This is a genomic window from Limihaloglobus sulfuriphilus (assembly GCF_001999965.1).
Lineage (GTDB): Bacteria > Planctomycetota > Phycisphaerae > Sedimentisphaerales > Sedimentisphaeraceae > Limihaloglobus > Limihaloglobus sulfuriphilus.
This window is the reverse complement of the sequence record NZ_CP019646.1, coordinates 407,933-426,405: the sequence shown is the minus strand read 5'-3', so window position 1 is coordinate 426,405 and position 18,473 is coordinate 407,933. Positions and strand designations below refer to the sequence as shown.

At 43.7% G+C, this 18,473-nt stretch carries 18 protein-coding genes, 1 tRNA gene and 1 other RNA gene; 11 read left to right on the top strand and 9 right to left on the bottom strand.

What is annotated here, in order from left to right:
- Positions 1–5: 5 nt before the first annotated feature.
- From rnc to SMSP2_RS01590, 5 genes are all read right to left on the bottom strand, one after another.
- Complete coding sequence (gene rnc, locus SMSP2_RS01610) at positions 6–704, bottom strand: ribonuclease III (protein ID WP_146682286.1); 699 nt, start codon at positions 702–704, stop codon at positions 6–8.
- A gap of 89 nt (positions 705–793) precedes the next feature.
- Positions 794–1,453, bottom strand: coding sequence for a dTMP kinase (gene tmk / locus SMSP2_RS01605; protein WP_146682285.1), 660 nt, complete (start codon positions 1,451–1,453; stop codon positions 794–796).
- A gap of 418 nt (positions 1,454–1,871) precedes the next feature.
- Entirely contained in the window at positions 1,872–2,090 is a 219-nt protein-coding gene (locus SMSP2_RS01600; protein WP_146682284.1) for a hypothetical protein, read from the bottom strand.
- Between the two features lie 295 nt (positions 2,091–2,385).
- Entirely contained in the window at positions 2,386–2,943 is a 558-nt protein-coding gene (amrA, locus tag SMSP2_RS01595; RefSeq protein WP_146682283.1) for an AmmeMemoRadiSam system protein A, read from the bottom strand.
- A gap of 34 nt (positions 2,944–2,977) precedes the next feature.
- Positions 2,978–3,643: a YqaA family protein gene (locus tag SMSP2_RS01590; RefSeq protein WP_146682282.1), complete on the bottom strand. Its 666-nt coding sequence runs from the start codon at positions 3,641–3,643 to the stop codon at positions 2,978–2,980.
- A gap of 161 nt (positions 3,644–3,804) precedes the next feature.
- Here SMSP2_RS01590 and ispE point away from each other — a divergent pair, with 161 nt between their 5' ends.
- Positions 3,805–4,722, top strand: coding sequence for a 4-(cytidine 5'-diphospho)-2-C-methyl-D-erythritol kinase (ispE, locus tag SMSP2_RS01585; protein WP_186804799.1), 918 nt, complete (start codon positions 3,805–3,807; stop codon positions 4,720–4,722).
- A 22-nt stretch (positions 4,723–4,744) separates the two neighbouring features.
- Positions 4,745–5,164, top strand: a complete 420-nt coding sequence (locus SMSP2_RS01580; RefSeq protein ID WP_146682280.1) for a SpoVG family protein — start codon at positions 4,745–4,747, stop codon at positions 5,162–5,164.
- A 255-nt stretch (positions 5,165–5,419) separates the two neighbouring features.
- Here SMSP2_RS01580 and hflC read toward each other — a convergent pair whose 3' ends face one another.
- From hflC to SMSP2_RS01565, 3 genes are read right to left on the bottom strand one after another with little or no spacing between them, the layout of a single operon-like run.
- On the bottom strand, positions 5,420–6,364 hold the full coding sequence (gene hflC, locus SMSP2_RS01575; RefSeq protein WP_146682279.1) for a protease modulator HflC: 945 nt from the start codon (positions 6,362–6,364) through the stop codon (positions 5,420–5,422).
- Between the two features lie 2 nt (positions 6,365–6,366).
- Positions 6,367–7,323: an FtsH protease activity modulator HflK gene (gene hflK / locus SMSP2_RS01570; protein WP_222566383.1), complete on the bottom strand. Its 957-nt coding sequence runs from the start codon at positions 7,321–7,323 to the stop codon at positions 6,367–6,369.
- A 50-nt stretch (positions 7,324–7,373) separates the two neighbouring features.
- Entirely contained in the window at positions 7,374–8,135 is a 762-nt protein-coding gene (locus SMSP2_RS01565) for a pseudouridine synthase (RefSeq protein ID WP_186804798.1), read from the bottom strand.
- 463 nt (positions 8,136–8,598) lie between these two features.
- Between SMSP2_RS01565 and SMSP2_RS01560 the strand changes: the two genes are divergently transcribed.
- The 3 genes from SMSP2_RS01560 to SMSP2_RS01550 are packed head-to-tail and all read left to right on the top strand — an operon-like array spanning position 8,599 to position 12,132.
- Complete coding sequence (locus SMSP2_RS01560) at positions 8,599–10,539, top strand: polysaccharide biosynthesis protein (RefSeq protein WP_146682277.1); 1,941 nt, start codon at positions 8,599–8,601, stop codon at positions 10,537–10,539.
- A gap of 20 nt (positions 10,540–10,559) precedes the next feature.
- Positions 10,560–11,204, top strand: a complete 645-nt coding sequence (gene lipB, locus SMSP2_RS01555) for a lipoyl(octanoyl) transferase LipB (RefSeq protein ID WP_146682276.1) — start codon at positions 10,560–10,562, stop codon at positions 11,202–11,204.
- A 49-nt stretch (positions 11,205–11,253) separates the two neighbouring features.
- Entirely contained in the window at positions 11,254–12,132 is an 879-nt protein-coding gene (locus SMSP2_RS01550; RefSeq protein ID WP_146682275.1) for a formate/nitrite transporter family protein, read from the top strand.
- 31 nt (positions 12,133–12,163) lie between these two features.
- Here SMSP2_RS01550 and SMSP2_RS01545 read toward each other — a convergent pair whose 3' ends face one another.
- On the bottom strand, positions 12,164–12,841 hold the full coding sequence (locus tag SMSP2_RS01545) for a hypothetical protein (protein WP_146682274.1): 678 nt from the start codon (positions 12,839–12,841) through the stop codon (positions 12,164–12,166).
- A gap of 224 nt (positions 12,842–13,065) precedes the next feature.
- Between SMSP2_RS01545 and ssrS the strand changes: the two genes are divergently transcribed.
- The 6 genes from ssrS (at position 13,066) to SMSP2_RS01515 (ending at position 18,449) form a co-directional block, all read left to right on the top strand.
- A non-coding RNA gene (gene ssrS / locus SMSP2_RS01540) (6S RNA) lies at positions 13,066–13,248 on the top strand.
- 63 nt (positions 13,249–13,311) lie between these two features.
- A complete protein-coding gene (locus SMSP2_RS01535; RefSeq protein ID WP_146682273.1) occupies positions 13,312–14,163 on the top strand; it encodes a TatD family hydrolase in 852 nt (283 codons plus the stop codon).
- A 33-nt stretch (positions 14,164–14,196) separates the two neighbouring features.
- Positions 14,197–14,979, top strand: a complete 783-nt coding sequence (locus SMSP2_RS01530) for a tRNA threonylcarbamoyladenosine dehydratase (protein ID WP_146682272.1) — start codon at positions 14,197–14,199, stop codon at positions 14,977–14,979.
- 155 nt (positions 14,980–15,134) lie between these two features.
- A complete protein-coding gene (locus SMSP2_RS01525; RefSeq protein ID WP_146682271.1) occupies positions 15,135–17,291 on the top strand; it encodes a hypothetical protein in 2,157 nt (718 codons plus the stop codon).
- A gap of 20 nt (positions 17,292–17,311) precedes the next feature.
- Entirely contained in the window at positions 17,312–18,196 is an 885-nt protein-coding gene (locus SMSP2_RS01520; RefSeq protein WP_146682270.1) for a sulfite exporter TauE/SafE family protein, read from the top strand.
- A gap of 179 nt (positions 18,197–18,375) precedes the next feature.
- Positions 18,376–18,449 (top strand) — tRNA-Arg (locus SMSP2_RS01515).
- Positions 18,450–18,473: the final 24 nt, after the last annotated feature.

Sequence of the window (18,473 nt, the reverse complement as noted above, 5' to 3'; positions counted from 1 at the left end):
TTGACTTAAGGTTTATTTTGTACTTCTATTACGCCCAACTCCTCAAGCACCTTTTTGGCGGCGGCCTGTTCGGCTATCTTTTTGCTGATACCCCATGCACTTGAATAATGCACATTGCCGATTGAAACCTCAACCTCGAAACATTTATTATGCTCGGGCCCCTGCTCATCTATTACCTCATAAATGGGCAATTCCGATAAATTTTGTTGTGAATACTGTTGAAGCAATGATTTATAGTTATCCTGGTGTTCATCGGCGTCGGCACTGTCAACAAGCTCACCAAAGAGTTTGTTTATGAATTCCGCAGCGGGCTTTAGTCCGCCGTCAATATAAATACCTGCTATCAGCGCCTCGAGGGTGCCGGCAACGATTGAACCCTTTAAACCTCGGCTGCCCGTACCGCGGCCTACGTAAAGATAGTCAACAAGATTTATTTTCTCAGCGACCTCCGCACAGGTCTCACGAGAGACAAGGCGGCTTTTTATTTTGGTCAAATCGCCCTCCGAATAGTCGGGGTATTTCTCAAAAAGCTCCTGGCAGATAACCAGGTCTAAAACTGCATCCCCAAAAAATTCATGGCGTTCGTTACTTTCAATTCGGTCTGAAACTGACGATGTGTGTGTCAAGGTCAGAGACAGCAACTGCTGATCCTTAAAGCGGTATCCAATCAGCTCTTGCAATTCATCTAATTTTGCCTGTTCCATATTAAAACTGTGACTTATTATTATCTAAATAGTACTACAGGGTTTCAGGGTTTTGAGTCCGATTATAAATTTTAAATATAACCAAGACTCTAAATACCTTTTCCCAAATTATTTATGAGTATTTCAACAATTTTCGAATGTATTGACTCCGGGGTATCGTCTGCGTTGATCAATTTAAATAAAGCTGATACGTCCCCGGTTTCATTTTCCATTTTGTCCGCCAGCTCAAGATATCCCTGCCGCACCATTTTGTGGTAGCCGCATCCTTTGAGTTCCATGCGGTCAAGTTCACGCCGGATTCTTTTCGCCGCGAGGCTGCTGTCGATATCAAGTATAATGGTTATGTCCGGCCAGAGTCTTTCGAGGCTGTCCCGGGCAATATTTATCACCTTGTCAATACCAAAACCGCCGGCTTTGCCCTGATAAGCGCAGGTACTGGAGAGCCACCTGTCCATTATGACACACTTGCCATTTTCAAGGTCAGAGGATATTTTCTCCCGCCAAAGCTGAGCCCGTGCCGCCATATACAAAAGCACCTCAACATTATCGCCCATGCCGGCGTATTCTGTTGCGAGAAGTATCTCCCGTATGGCTTCACCGATCCTGGTAGTACCTGGGTCTCTGTAGCTCACCACTTCGAGGCCTGTTGAAATGAGTTTTTCTCTCAATAGTGCTGCCTGTGTGCTTTTGCCGCATCCGTCAGGCCCATCCAATACTATAAACTTGCCTGTAAAAAAAATTTTTTGCAAACTAAAACCCTAATGAAACAAAGTTTACAAATAACTGAAGCGTGGTACTCAATAAACCGTATCTAAATCTAAGCAGACTGCCAAATTCAAAATATAAAAACGGCCGCCAAAGGCCAGTTATATGCTGTAATTACATAATCTCTAATTATATCTGCTAAAAATCTTTATTCAATAAGAATTCAGGCTATTTCATTTGAGATTTAGATAAAACTTTGCAGGAACAGAACCTTTGTACGGCATTTCCAGGTAAATATCATGGGAGGCATATACTCTGCAATAAGCGTGAAAGACGATTATTCCAAAAAAGAAAGGAAAGCTGCCCAGTGCGAGCAACTTTCCTTAATTTAAGGGTTTTGGGGACATATAGTCTGTTTTATGGAGGTTTGTAGTAGTAATTAGTAGTTAAAAGGAGTTAGTGTTATTTCTTTGGAGGATCACCAGGATTACATTTCTTTTCGTCGTCGCCGCAGCGTGCCTTGCATCCCATATTATGGGAGTCGTCTTGGCCGCTATCACAAAGCTGCATCTCCGATCCGATATAGTCTGACACGTCATAATCAGCTACGGAAGGTGCTGATATTACAAACATTGCTATTGCCGCTGCGAACATCATCTTTACATATACTGAAGCATTCATTTTAATGTCCTTTCATATTCAATTTGAGCACAAGCGGATTTTTAAAACGCTGCCGCACTCATCTATTACGTCTATCCGGCATTTCATCACCCTCAGTTCAAGCCGGTACTGAGACGGTAATAGATTAAGTGCAGCAAACACTCCTTAAGCATATTCAAAAGATGTTATCCGCGATGTGCTGTGTTATTAACTTTTTAATTTGATTGTATTTTACTATCATTACGCGGCGATGCAAGCATTGTTTTAAAAAAAATTAAAAACCAGTAATTTTACGAGGTGCGTTTTTGCGGAAGAATTACTTAAAACTGTCTTTAACTATCTCTACCGTAAAGAGATATACTTTTGTATCTGGATCTTTCCATGAATAATAATCAAGTCCTGCCTTGCCCGTGCAGCAATTTCCAAGAAACTCCTCTACGCTCCATCCGGTCTCTTCTGCAACTTGCGGCAGAAAACAGCCGCTCCTCATGCCGCGTCGGATATATATTCCTTCCTGCCCTATCCTCAGTGAAGCGGGGTCGTCAGTTTGCCTCAAAGGTGAGAGCACTGAAATCTCGATATCAAGCTCTTCCAGCTCCTCGGGTGTTATTGGGTCGTTGTAGAATCTCGGGTCGTTTGTTGCCGATGATGCCGCCATTTCAGTAACCATATCAATCAATGGTTTTGATGCAGTAAAAACACCAAGACACCCCCGTAAACGTCCTTTATTCTTAATAGTTACAAAACAACCGCATTTTTCAAGCAGCTCGGGCTCGTTCGTCTCAATCCGGTTGAATTTATCGCCGTTTACAGCAGAAATGACAGCTTCTTTGGCCGCTTTGAGAAGAATACGCTTACTGTTTTCTGTTAGCATGGCAGCTCTCCTGATAAATAGTAACTACATATTATCAACCGCCGCGAAAATGTTTAATGACAGCCGCGGCAAGTATCAGAAGTATTATAACAAAAACAGTTACTGTGTTAAAGTGTTTCTCTATGAACCCTCTTGCCTTTTCTCCAAAGAGATAAATCAGAACCCCCTCTGTGCCGAAACGCAGAGTTCGAAAGACTACGCTTATGAGTATAAACTTTACCACCGACACCCCTGCAAAACCTCCAAGCCAGCTGAAGAGCATGTAAGGTACCGGCGTCAAAGCTGAGATCGCTATCGCCCAAAAGTCATATTCCTGATAAAGTTCGAGTGCCTTTTGAGCTTTTTCCGCCAGGTGCAGAGGCCCCCAAGAGTATTGTTGAATAAAAGCGGTAATCCTTTCACCCCCGATCCATATTCCAAGCAGCAGAGCGGTAGTACCGCCCAGCACTGAAAAAAACGAGCAGATAAGCGAATAGCGTATTGCTTTTCTGGGCTTACCGAAGCCCATACCCAGTACCATCACATCTGCGGGTATAGGTACGCATATCGGCTCGGTAAAGGCGATTAAAACAAGTGCCAGGACTCCATACTTTGTCTGCGCCCAGCTCAGTACCCAGTTATAAAGCCTTTTGTGCAGCTGCCAGGGTTTTATTTGGCCGGGAAGGCTTTGTTTTTGTGAGGTTAACTCAGCTTCACTCATATCATTCATAAATTTCTCGACACAGACAATGTTTAATGGTTAAATACTGTAATTATGGATCACTAATTAAATTACCAGAGACGAAAGCAGGAAAGCTGCCCCGTATTCTGGGCGTTAATTCTAAATCATATAGTATTTTAGTCAACGAAAGTCTGCTGATAATGGATTTTTTAACAACTTCCGGTCACAAACCTCAATTTGAAGAGGACGGCAAGAAACTGATTGTAAACGCCCCTGCAAAAATAAACATATTTCTTTTGATTACACCCCGCCGCCCCGATGGTTTCCACGGTGTCGAAACCTTAATGACCAAGATTTCATGGTATGATCAGATAATTATTGAGAAGACCAATAAAAACGATATCGAGTTGATATGCGCCGGCGACTGCTGGGCTCCGGATGATGACACAAACCTTGTCTATCGTGCAGCTGAACTGCTCCGGGAACAAGGCAAATTGCGTCATGGTGTAAAACTTACTCTTGTTAAGAACATTCCTGCCGGAACCGGCCTGGGAAGTGCCAGCAGTGACTGCGCTTCTACTTTTTTAGGGATCAACAGGATGTTTGAACTGGGCATGAGTGATTCTGAAATGCAGGATTACTGCTCACAGCTCGGCAGCGATATTGCGTTTTTTATTGGAGAGCCTTCTTCAATTTGCGGGGGCAGAGGCGAAATAATAATCAGAAATATAGATATTTCCGGGTTTAAAACATTGCTGGCAATTCCAGATGTAAAAGTTTCCACCAAAGAGGCTTACAAGAATTTTGTTTTTGACAAAACAAGATACGAGACGCTAAGAAAGCGAATAATTCCTGAAATTTCTGAAAAATTTCTTGATTTGCGGCCCAGTATGTGCGCAAATATGCTTGAGAATGTGTGTTTCATGATTGAGCCGCAATTGAAACATTTAAAAGAATGCATTGAGCAGAAAACCGGCTTTGAGATGATGGTGACAGGCAGCGGCTCTGCAATGTTCTCTTTGCCTGGTAAAAAAGCAGTGTTTGATAACGAAATAATTACGAATGTCTTTGAGCACTGCAAATGCAAAGGCGTAATAGTGAATAACAACAAATGGTAAATTCTACTTTGGAGTGGATTCTATGGAGATTACCGAGGTTCGGGTGAAATTAGTAACGAATAAGGATGACCGTCTGAAGGCTTTTTGCTCTATGACTTTCGACAACTGCTTTGTTGTCAGAGACATAAAGATTATAGAAGGAGCTAACGGTCTGTTCGTGGCAATGCCGTCCAGGAAGATGAGCGACCACTGCGATAATTGCGGCGGTAAAAACTATCTTCGAGCGAGATTCTGTTCAAATTGCGGAACAAAACTTGACGAAAACCGCAATCCAAGAGGAGATCATGGGCGGGTTAAGCTCCATGCAGACATTGCCCATCCCATTGATTCTGATTGTAGAGATATGATCCACCATGCCATAATCAAAGCCTTCAACGAAGAAGTCATGCGATCCGGCGAACCCGGCTACAAGCCGCAAGATTTCGACACGCCGGATTATTGATTTTTAGCAGCTGCCGCTTTATTCAGGCTTTCACGCAGGTAAAAGCACCTGCGACGGAAATAAAATAAGCCCTGCTAATCTTTCTTTGGTTACATGCGGTGAACTACATCTCTTTTCGGTCAGACAGGGTCTCTTTATCATATTGGCCTGGCGGTGAGTCTGCCTATTGTCCAGCCGCAGAGGTTTCGTTTGCCTGCATGACAGTAACCGCCGCTTTGTACAAGCAGCGGCTATTGCCGTCATGTTCGCTTATACTTATTCACTCATCATAATTTCGGGATTAAGGTATTTAAAGTATTCACTCTCAGTAGATAGAATGACAGTACTTTTAGCACCTAAGTTTTCTTTATAGCTGTCGAGTGTTTTCAGAAAACTGTAGAATTCAGGGTCATTTGAGTAAGCATCGGCATAAATATTGATAGCCTCTGCGTCGGCCTTACCCTTTATCTCTTGAGATGTTCGGTAGGCTTCAGATAGAATTCGTTTCTCATCGTTTTCTCGTTCGCCCTGGATTCGCATCATCTCACCCTCGCCTTCAGAGCGGTACTTTTCCGCCACGCGGAGACGCTCTTCAATCATACGGTCATAAACCCTTGTACGGACTTGTTCTACGTAGTTAAGACGTTTTATACGGATATCGACAATCTCGATTCCGAATTTAGTTGCTGATGTACTTGCCTCTTCTATAATTCTCTGCTGCAGTTTTGCCCTGCCAAGTTCAACGGCGGTAAGCTCCTGGCTGCGTTCACCCTCAATATCAATCTTCATCAACATCTCTCTGTTGGTGTTACGAACCGTCTCTATAAGTTTCTGGTTACTAATCTTATTACGTACGGCAGAGTTGATGACATCATCCAGCTTGCCGTGCGCCAGAGTCTCGTTTCCAAGGGTCTGATAAAACATCAGAGGGTCCTCAATACGCCAGCGGGCAAAGGCATCAACCCAAATATACCGCTTCTCAAGAGTAGGAACCTGTGTCGGATTGCCGTCCCATTCAAGAATTCGTTTATCAAAGAATCTGATATCCTCGATTATTGGAACTTTAAAGTGCAGACCGGCTGTAGTAGCCGCTCTTTTGAACTCGCCAAACTTAGTCACAACAGCCTGTTCGCGCTCATTGACAACATAAAAGAAAGATTTGGCAAGCAGTGCCGCGGCGAAAATTATTACTGCTATGGTTATTAATAGTTTATTCTGCATGATTATTTACCTCCCAGCTGCATAAGTGGAAGAACACTCTGCACTTCATTATCTATTATATATTTCTTTTCTATACCGGGCAGCACTTCATTCATAGCCTCAAGATAGAGCCTGCGACGAGTCACATCCGGACTCAACTTGTACTCCTGCCATGTTGCTACAAAACGCGAAGCATTACCTTCTGCTTCATTAACCCGTTCTACCGCATAGGCCTCGGCCTGTTTTATCATCTGCTGAGCCTGGCCTTTGACTTTTGGAATAATCTGGTTGTACTCCTTGGCGGCCTGGTTGATCATTTTTTCTTTATCCTGCTGGGCGGCATTAACCTCATTAAAAGCCGAGCGAACTTCTTCAGGGGGATTTACATCCTGAAGCCTTACCGCTTCAACACTTATGCCGGATTCGTACGAGTCCAACACTGTCTGCATCATCTGGTGCACCTCATCGTTGATTTCAATCCTGCGTTCTGTAAGCACTTCGTCCACAGAAGAATCACCAACAATCATTCGCATTACCGATTCGGATGTGTCACGAATTATTTTTTGCGGGTCTCTTATGTTAAATAAATATTTCTTTGGATCTTTTACTCTGTACTGGACAATCCATTGAACCTCTGCGACACTAAGGTCACCGCAAAGCATAAGAGATGTATCAAATTGTTTTTGCTCGTCAAACGTGCTTTGAACTCCGGGCTTAATGGTCTTGTAACCAAATTCCTCTTTGAAAATTGTTGTTACCTTAACCTTTTCGGCCCTCTCAATGCCAAAAGGCAGCTTAAAATGGAGGCCCGGGCCTGTAACACGGTTGAACTTGCCTAAAAATGTAACTACGGCGTTTTCGTCTGTATTGACAGTGTAATATACCGTCGATATTGAACTTAACACCAAAATGATGACGAATATAAATATGATTAAGCTCGCCATTTTCTGTGGAGTCATAGGATATTTATTTCCTGACATGATAATTCCTTCTTGTTTTTATCTAAATTACTTGCTTAAATTCATGCTAATTAATTTTCTTTTTTCACAGAACTCTTCTTAACAGCCGGCTTTCTTTTAACTAAAGGCTTTATAAGATAGTTAATCTGCTTTTTTGTTAAAGGCTTAAAATTTCCCGGCCCTACGCCTTTGAGTGTCAAAGAACCTATCTGGGTTCTTTTGAGCCGTTTGACTTTCAGGCCAAAACGGGAAAAAATCCGCCGCACCTGTCGGTTCATACCCTGAGTTATTGTTACCTCTAAAACGTTCTCGTCTGGGCCGCGTTTGATAAACCGTATCTTAGCCGGCTCTGTCTTGCCGTCTGAGAGCCAAACGCCTTTCTGGATTTTCTCTATGGCTTTGGTATCCAGCCGCCCCTTCAAGACAACTTCGTAAGTCTTTGCTATTTTATACTTTGGGTGTGTAAGACGATTGACAAGCTCACTGTCATTGGTAAGGATTATCGCTCCTGTGGTGTCGGCATCTAACCGGCCGACACAAAAAATGCGTTGGGAACACGGCACAAAATCAACAGCTTTCTTTCTGCCGTGAGGGTCTTTATTTGTGCATATTACCCCCCGCGGCTTATTAAGAAGAAAATAAACCTTAGCCGTGGACTCTATACGTTTGCCATGAACGGTGATGACGTCAGTGTCCGGGTCAGCAAATGCCGGAAGCTCATGTACCACCCTGCGGTTGACTCTTACCTTGCCGTCACGAATGAGCTCTTCGCAGTTCCGTCTCGAATCAATCCCGGAGTTTGCTAATATCTTTTGTAATCTTAACTTAGCCAATGTGTTTATCCTAAGGCTTTTATTCGCCAATGCAAGCTTGTTATCATAAATAATCTTAAAAATACGTTTAAAAATATTATAACACATAATTTATTCTTATGAAAGACATTTAGCACGGCAGAATCCAATGTTAGTCATTTTTCTTGTTTTGATACGCAGGCACAACCCGCCTGCTGCCGGACAGGTATATTATTTACAGGGTATTTTAGTCAAAGCAACACCGGGCTATGGCTGGTTACCCCTTTACAATCAAAGACTTGTCACGCAAAAGCTCAGTTTAATGTACGCGGCTCAATTATATTAACCGGCAGATTTGAAGCACCTTCCCTTCTGCCGTTTACAAAATAAATCCGGCGTTGAAAGATAAAATAAGTTAGTTTGAAATCGGTATTAAAGGTTGACGATTTACATTCAGGTGACTAAAATGCTTTTCTTTGATTTTTAAACGAGGTAACAAAAGTACATGATTAGAAAAAAGCGGGCAAGAAAACGCGATAAAATACTGAAAACATTTGAGGCGATGGTTATCAAATACCGCACTCTTTTTATTATCGCTGCCCACATATTTGTATTTGCGGCTTCTTTAGTGCTGGCTTTTCTGCTGAAGAATGACATGCGGTTTCAGCTTTACTGGATGACTACAGATTTTCCTGTTCTGCTTGCTTTTTCGCTGGTCATAAAAATGATCGTATTTGCCGCCTTTAAGCAATTTCAGGGCTGGTGGCGGTACGTTGGAATACTTGACCTCCAAACCCTTTCTACTGCGGCTTTTATCAGCACAGTAATCATATATCTAAGCTGGATGGGGTGCAATACCCTTGTAAGCTACTTCCCTGGAATGGAATCAACGCTTAACCCAATCCTCTCCTTTGACCAGGGCATCATAATTCTTGATCTGTTCACCACGATAATGCTGCTTTCCGGATTACGGCTTGTAGTAAGGCTTTATTATGAGGAAATGCGGTCAGAGAAAGCAATAAAAATAACCAATCTGCTTATTGTCGGAGCTGGTGATGCGGGCGAGACACTCCTTCGCGAGGTACTCCGTATGCGTGTCCAAAAGTACAACGTAATAGGCCTGATAGATGATGACCCGGCCAAGAGAAAGGTCAGCATACACGGCATACCGGTTATTGGAACTATTGACGACCTTGACCTGATTTGTGAGGAATACGATGTTGAAGAAATAGCTGTGGCAATGCCAAGTGCCCCTCAAACTCAGCTCAGACGCATTATCCAGGTTTCAGAAGGACATAAAATAAAATTCTCTACAGTTCCTTCCCTTACCGATATAACGTCCGGCAAACTCAGCGTCTCGCAAACAAGAGAGGTGGACATAGCCGACCTTCTCGGCAGAGAAGAGGTTCAGCTTGAACTGGATAAGATCGAAGAATTCCTCACCGGAAAAACCATTCTGGTTACCGGTGCCGGCGGCTCCATTGGCTCGGAAATGTGCCGGCAGATTTGCCCTTTCAAACCCAAACTTCTGCTTTTGCTTGAGCAGGCGGAAAACCCGTTATTCTTTATAGACAGAGAACTTAAGCACAAACATCCTCATGTCCAAACACGTGCTTTAATCTGTAACATTACTGACAGAGAGCGTGTAAGTTATTTATTTGCCAACTACAGGCCCGATGTAGTGATACACGCTGCCGCCCACAAGCATGTGCCGCTGATGGAAACCAATCCCGGAGAGCCTATAAAGAACAATGTCTTAGGCACCGTTAATATCGCCAACGCTTCGGACGAATACGGCGCAAAATCATTCGTCATGATCAGCACTGACAAAGCGGTTAACCCAACGAGCCTGATGGGAACGTCAAAGAGAATCGCGGAAATGTATATCCAGAGTCTGAATAAAAACAGTAAAACTCATTTTGTTACTGTCCGATTTGGAAATGTATTGGGCTCAAACGGCTCTGTAATACCGATTTTCAAGAAACAAATCGAAGAAGGAGGCCCTGTCACAGTAACCCATCCTGATATGAGACGCTATTTTATGACAATTCCTGAAGCGAGCAAACTTGTTCTCCAGGCCGCCACAATGGGCAACGGCGGGGAGATATTCGTTCTGGATATGGGTGAACCTGTCAAGATAGTTGATTTGGCAAGAGAGCTGATAACGCTTAGCGGCTATCGGCCCGGCGAGGATATAGACGTGATTTTCACAGGCCTTCGTCCCGGAGAAAAGCTGTTTGAAGAACTATCTATTGAGGGCGAAGACATGAAAGCTACACGGCATCCAAAAATCAGTATATGGCAGAATAAAGCCGTTGACAGAGAGGTGCTCTTGGAAGGTATTGAGAAAATCGCCGATATAGCCAAAAGGCAAAATCACGACGAGATAGTCAAGGGGATAAAAATCCTGGTTCCAGAATATATCGGCGAAACGGTTTACAACTAAGCAACTTTACGGCTGAAAAGATGCAAAAAGACGGCTCATCAGTATTATCCATAAGAGATCTTGGCATAACAGATTATGGAAAAGCACTTGAGCTTCAGAAAACAATGCTTTCGCGCAGGATTTTAGGTGAAATACCCAACACCGTTATGATAACTGAACATAATCCGGTTATAACGCTTGGTGCCCGTGAATCTGAAAATAAACTTGTTGCAGCCCCTGAACGGATAGAAGAAGCCGGAATAAGTATTTACCCTGTGAGGCGAGGCGGTGGAACGACGGCACACAATCCCGGCCAGCTTGTGATTTATCCGATTATAGATCTCAGGAGTATCAAACTTGGAATAAATGAATATATCAGGGCCCTTGAGCAGACAGGCATAGAACTTCTTGAAACTATGGGCATTCATGCCGGCAGAAAAAAAGGGTTCCCCGGAATATGGACTAACAGCGGTAAAATTGCTTCGATAGGCGTAAAGGTGTCTCAGGGAACAACTTACCATGGGATGGCCATAAATATTTGCAACGATCTAAGCATTTTTGAAATGATAATCCCATGCGGGATAGATAATGTAAAAATGGTCTCAGCTCAAAGCCTGGGCTCTGATGCAGCAATTGAAACTGCAAAAAATGCAATAAGCAAAATATTAAAAAGAACATTCTTGTAACCGCAATTTTCTGTAATCGTATAAGGAATCCTGAAAGGAGTTAAACAGGATGGAAGAGCAAAACTCAAAAGAAAACGCACGAGCAGCACACACGACTTTGGCTACCGGCAAATACGACCCGAAACTATCACTCAAAGAGCTTTCATCAGCTATATCCAAACTTGGTATTAAAAAGGCTAACACACGTACCTGGCAGCTTCTGCTTCTGGGAGTTCTTGCAGGCCTTTATATAAGTCTGGGCAGCCAGCTCTTTATCGCGGCACTCGCCCAGGGACACAGCAAGGTTGTTGGAGGTGCTTTATTTAGCTTAGGGTTGGTATTTGTACTTATAGCCGGCGCAGAGCTGTTTACCGGCAATATAATCATGCTGGTCGGGACACTGACGCATCTGTTTGCCGTAAAAAAACTTATCAGAAACTGGATAGGTGTTTACGCCGGCAACTTCATAGGCTCTGTCTTAACAGCTGTTTTGATATGGCAGTCCGGTTTGATGGGTAATTCTGCCCAACTTACCCAGGCAGGTGAAATAGCCGTAAAGATAGCTGAAGCCAAAATCAGTCTGCCCTTCATGGAATGCCTGATTCGAGGTTTTTTCTGTAATATGCTGGTAATTCTTGCGATAATAATGGCTACCATGTCTCGTGATATTATCTCAAAAATCGTCTGCTGCATATTCCCGATCATGGCATTTGTCGCCTGCGGATTTGAACACTGTGTGGCAAATATGTACCTGATACCAATAGGTCTGCTGGCAAAAGGTACTCCGATACTTGAACAGGGGATAATGTTCAAAAATATTCTTCCGGTTACAATAGGCAATATTCTGGGTGGTATCTTTATACTTATGATACACCCGAACAGAATCCGACAGTTCAAATTCTTAATAACAGAATTCAAACAGAGACATAAATCTAATTCAAGTTCTTGATTTTATTTGATTTAGAAAAAATGGACTAATTCTAATCCCAAGCCATTTTTCGTTTTTCATCCATTATGTCATATTCATTACGAGGAACTGGATAAAGATCTCTGACGATACAATACGCCGTAGATCTACAGATACGTGAGACACTCTGCTGGAGCCCTTTTTCAAGTTCTATTTCAATCTCGGCTGTTTTGCTCTGCTTTTCAAGCGGCATAAGCCTTTTGTTTTCATTAACTCCGTGAAAAGAAAAGATTGTCTTTGCGGTTGCAGCGTAATACTCTTTTTCAGGCAGAGGATGAAGATCGTAATGAACAATTGAAGCAAATATAACATAATCACAGCCCAGGCGTTTGCCGGCTTCGACTGGAGAAAACCGTGAAAAATCCGGTTCGGAGTTTCTTATCATGGCGATTTCCTTGTAATCTATGAGCTGTTGATCATCCAACTTTAACTTCGCAGTCAACAACGCATTTACAGCATTCGTCAGATTATAGCGGAGGTTAAGCTCGGAACGAATGTAAGAGGCCTGGTCAACAACTACTGCTACCCGAAGGATGTCCTGGGATTCCTTGTTGGCAGCCATCAGATCAAAGTCGGGTTCTACCCTGGCATCACTTGAGCCGGGAGAAAGGATTACACTTAGAAGCTGACAGCCGGATAATGGAAGCAAAACGCAGCCAATTAAAATTGTTACTATAACTTTATGATTCATTTATATCTCCGTTAAATTGATAAGATAATTTGAATTTAAATCCGATACTTTCTTAAGTCAAGACAAATCAACCTTTGAAAATTAATTCAAAAAGCGGCAATATAAAAAATGCCCATTTGTATAGCACTGATAACACTTATTTTACAACGATAATCAGGTTGAAAATCAGTTAAAAGCCCTTTTGTGTTTGAAATAATAAGCAGTAATGTTATAATAATATACGGTATTAACTGCGGTGTTCGTGATAGCAGACTATATGGCAGAACCGATGAGAGAACACAGGGAAGCCAAATCCCAAAGGCTCGTACATGCCCGCAAGACGGGACTTATGGACTCTGGTAATGGCTGCCCACCTAAAATTTAGGGTTCTCGCAAATTCTCTCCTACACGGCACAGGCGGTATACCTTCTAAGGGCTTGATTTCATCAAGCCCTTTTTATTTGCGTTAAGAATATATTTCTAAAAGATTTATGTTTAAAACAAATGAAATAAACTACATCGACTGTCACATGCACTTGCAGCTTCCAGAGTTTGACGGCTGCCGCGATGAGATTGTATCTATGGCGGCTGAAAACGGCGTTACACACATGCTGTGCAACTCAACCGGTCCGTTAGACTGGGAAACCGTGTATAACTATTCGCTGAAGTATGACACGGTAGTTCCATGTTTCGGCTTCCATCCGTGGTCCACAAGTTCACACCTCGAAGACTGGCAGAATAAACTACGCCAATACCTCACAATGACCGCTTCCGGTGTCGGAGAGATAGGTCTTGACAGGTGGAAAAAACCATTTGACGCGGACGTTCAGCAATATCTTCTAGACACACAGCTAAAACTGGCGGCGGAGCTTGAACGGCCGGTTTTCATTCACTGCATAAAGGCGTGGGGCCGGCTTGTTAATATCATTAAATCACAAAAGAAGTTACCGCCGTTTATTGTAATCCATGCCTATAACGGATCTTTAGAGCTAACCCGACAGCTTCTGGATATTGGATGCGTTTTTTCATTCGCGGGCAATTGCCTTTCTCCGAAAAAATTAAAAGCCCGCCGGCTGATACGATTTATCCCATCTGACAAATTTTATATAGAAACAGATTCACCGGAGCTAATCCCCCCTGCCGAATATCTTAGCCGCAAAGTCCTGCGTAAAAACGGACTTCCAAGAAATGAACCCTGTAATCTGCCGGCTATTTTAGCCGGTATTGCAGAGATAAGAGGAATATGTGCAGAAAAATTAAAGGCACAGATCGCAAAAAACGCTTCTGAGCTCCTTAAAGCAATGAAAAACAATCTTGCCGAGACATCTAAACACTCTCTTTGACAGTTTTTCTGTTTTTGCTATGATATCAGCCCCATGAACAATGAGCAAAACTACATAAACCGCCCTCAGTTCAGGCGGACACGGCTTCTGATTGGAGACGAAAACTTTAAGGAACTCAACAATTCATTTGTTGTAGTTGTAGGCCTTGGCGCAGTAGGCGGATATGCGGCAGAAGCACTGGCTCGCAGCGGCGTGGGTAGAATTAGAGTGGTAGATTTTGACACTGTCTGCGAAACGAATATAAACCGCCAGATATACGCACTTCACTCTACGATCGGCAGGCACAAAGCCGAAGTCGCGGCCGAGCGAATAAGTCAGATAAACCCTTGCTGCCGCGTTGAGCCGCTCACCCTGTTTACAGAGCCGCAGACTATACCAAAAATACTTGATGGTCATCCGGATATCATTATTGATGCGATAGATTCACTCAACCCAAAAGTCGAACTGTTAGCTCAGGGGCGTGCAGCCGGCCTGACAATTCTCTCGAGCATGGGAGCGGCACTGCGTTTAGATGTCTCTGAAATTCAAATCGCTTCACTTAATGATACAAAATACTGTCCGCTGGCAAGACTGGTGCGAAAAAGGCTCAGACGTCGAGGCGCTGACACCAATATCACATGTGTATATTCGAAGGAACCCACATATAAGACTTCGATAAAGAAAAACAAGCAGCAAAACCCGCTCACAGTTGGCGGCAAAAAAGGCAGGCCAAGAGATATAATGGGAAGCCTGCCAACCGTACCGGGTATTTTCGGCCTTATTCTGGCAAACGAGGCTATCAAAATACTCAGCGGGCTTAACACGATGACAAAATGAGACTTTTATGATTAAGTGTATGCAAAAATGTGCCAGCCGTTATAATGCTGGGATTGAACTCGAATTAAATCATATAGATGAATTGCTGTCATAGCAGATAAATTATTTTAAGAGGTTATTAAATGCACAGGCTGATTGTTATAGCAGGTATAATTATGGCTGGACAAATAAATATTAGTGAGGCAACGCGGCTCGTAACCGACAGAGAGCTCGAGCTTACAGGCTTCCAGGAGGCTGCCGCCTTCAAGCCGGTTTGTGATTTCAGAAACGATTTTGTCATGGTTTACGGCACGGGCGATGACCGTCCTGACTACATAAAATCCTGGGTGGAAAAAGGCTATGTGCCTCATTTTATGACAGGGATAGCCTGGGGCGGCTACCAGGATTTCAAAGATTTAAATGGGAACAACATAATGTCACTCGCGCAGACCAGAGCTGACGGAACGCAATGGCTGCACGGAAAAATGACTCCTTATATTGTGCCGTCAGTCGAGTTCGCTGATTATATTTGCGATAAACTCGAGCCTATAATCGACTCCGGAGTTAAGGCAATCTACCTTGAAGAACCGGAATTCTGGGCAAACGCAGGCTTTTCTGATGCGTTCAAGAGGGAGTGGCGGCTTTTCTACGATGAACCCTACGAAAGACCTGGCAGCTCGGTTGATGCTCAATACAAGACCAACCGCCTGAAGTACTATTTGTATCAGCGGGCTATACGCAGAGTTGCAGAAAAATCAAAAGAATACGCTCTGCATAAATATGGGCGAGAACTAAAGATATACGTGCCGACGCACAGCCTTATCAACTATACACAGTGGGGAATCGTCTCGCCTCAATCTTCACTGATTGACTCAAATGTGGTTGACGGATGCATCGCTCAGATATGGACGGGAACTGCCCGTACCCCTAACGTTTATCAAGGCAGGCTTGCGGAGAGGACATTCGAAACGGCTTTTCTCGAATACGGAGTTATGCAGGAACTCGTGAGAGGTACGGGGCGCAAAATGTGGTTTCTGCACGACCCTATCGAAGATAACCCAAAACATGACTGGCAAGATTATCGTTTTAACTACAAAGAAACTCTCATAGCTTCCCTGCTTCACCCGCATATCTGGCGATACGAAATATGCCCATGGCCATCCCGAATACTAACCCGAAAATACCCAAGCAACTCCCAAAACGCTTCATACATACCCGATGATTACCTTACGACGCTTTGCATAGTTTTCAACCAGCTTCGCGATATGAACCAGCAGGAGATTACCTGGACAAACGCCACTAAGGGCATAGGAGTGTTTATTGCCGATTCAAGCATGTTTCAACGTGCAGAACCGGCTGAAAGCCTGGCCCAAATAAATGAAAAAGACCCTTCCAAGGCCGGCAGAAAAGACATTGAACACTTTTCAGGATTTTACGGCCTGACAGTGCCGCTTGTTAAACTCGGAATACCAGTTATGCCGGTACAGCTTGACAATGCAGCCAGATTTGCAGGATATCTAAATGATTACAAAGTTCTTGTTTTAAGCTACGAGTTTTTCAAGCCGCAAAATCCAGCTTTGAATCAGGCTGTTGCCCAATGGGTAGCCAATGGAGGCTCTCTTGTATATGTCGGCGGTGACACAGATCCATTCAATCAGGTTTCCAGCTGGTGGAATTCCGGAGAAAACAGTTATAAAGCCCCCTCCCAGCATCTGATGCAGCAGCTCGGACTTGACAAGGATGCGCCAACTGGTGAATATGAATACGGCAAAGGAACAGTGTTTATTGAACGTTGCCATCCGGCACATTTCACCCATTCTGCGGCAGCCGGCGAAAAATATATAAATATAATCAAGCCGGCTTGCAAGGCCGCAGGTCTTGAGTGGCATGAAAATAATTTCATACAGCTCCGCCGCGGCCCATACATTATAGCCGCCTGCCTTGACGAGTCTGTCAGCGACAAACCGCTTGAATTGGAAGGATTGTTTGTTGACATCTTCCACCACGAACTGCCGGTGCTGGAGAGGGTGAAAATAAAGCCAGGCAGCCACTCATGGCTGTTCGACATTAACAAAATCAAGAAAGACAAAGCCGAGCCAATAGCTTCTGCCGCGAGATTTGAGAGCTGGGAACAATCCGGCAGCAACGTTATTTTCAAACTTAGCTGTCCAGAAAATGCAAAAATTGTAACACGTATTTATCTGCCCGCAAAACCGGTTAAGATGAGCATCGACGATATGGCTTTTTCTGATTATAAGTGGGATGAAAAAAGCTCAACCCTCTTTTTTGAATCTCCGGACAAACCAAGACAATCAATAGAAATCAACTGGTAACCAATCTTATAGATAACATCATGGATTTTAATGCTTTTATAATAACAGGATCAATTCTTTTAGGCCTGATAATAGGTATTCTTACAGGAATTTTCGGCGTCGGCGGCGGGTTTATTTTGACCCCTGCTTTAATGATACTGCTCGGTGTCCCCGGCGGGGCAGCAGTAGGTACAGGCATCGCAACGATACTGGCTAACAGCACAATCGGCCTTATAAAGCGTAAGGGCTCGGGCTCAGTCGATGTAAAGGTCGCCGGCTTAATGTCAGGCGGCTGTATTGCCGGCGCTCTGATTGGCTCTGCAATCCTTGAAAACCTCAAGGGTGTAGCACCGGTAACCATAAACGGCCACCATATTCCGGCTGTGCAGCTTTTTCTTTTGCTGATGTTTATGGCTTTGCTGATATTCATAGGGGTTAATTTTCTGGTAAGCTATTTTCAAAATCCCGGACGGGAAGCAGTTCAACGCGGCCTGCTGGATAAAGTAAGAATCCCCCCTTACGCCCACTTTGAAACTCTGGATAACCGTATATTATCTGTTCCAGGATTGCTGGTACTCGGGTTGGCGGCAGGCCTAATGACAGGGCTTCTCGGAATTGGCGGCGGCGTAGTATTGCTGCCGATGCTAATATACTTAGTGGGCCAGGACGGCAAAGAAGCCGCCGGCACAAGCCTGCTTCTGGTGTGGATAGCATCGATCGTAAGTGTTGTCCCGAAAACGTTATGTGGAGATGTAAGCCTGGTCCTATTTGTCCTGCTGTTCGCAGGCGGCTTTTTCGGCACGGTATTGGGAACCAAGATAGGCCTTGCACTGCGTGAGGATAAAATAAGATTTTACTTCGTCTTTGTAATCGCGGCGGCGATAGCTATGGTGGGTTTCAAGCTCTATTCTCTCATCTGGCAGTAACACAAGCTGCCCTGCGGTATATAAAGCTAATAAAAGAAACAACATACGCTAAATGAATTGACAAATCTCTGCTTGCATTACTTCCACCGGCAGTTTCGAAGATTTTTCGGATTCTTTTATTTACTTTATCGCTGAAATATCTATAATCCAACCCCTTAAACAAAAAGCCATATGCTTACGCGCTCGTAGCTCAGCTGGATAGAGCGTCGGATTCCTAATCCGAAGGTCGCAGGTTCGAATCCTGCCGGGCGTATTTCTTTAAGTTCTTTATTTTTAA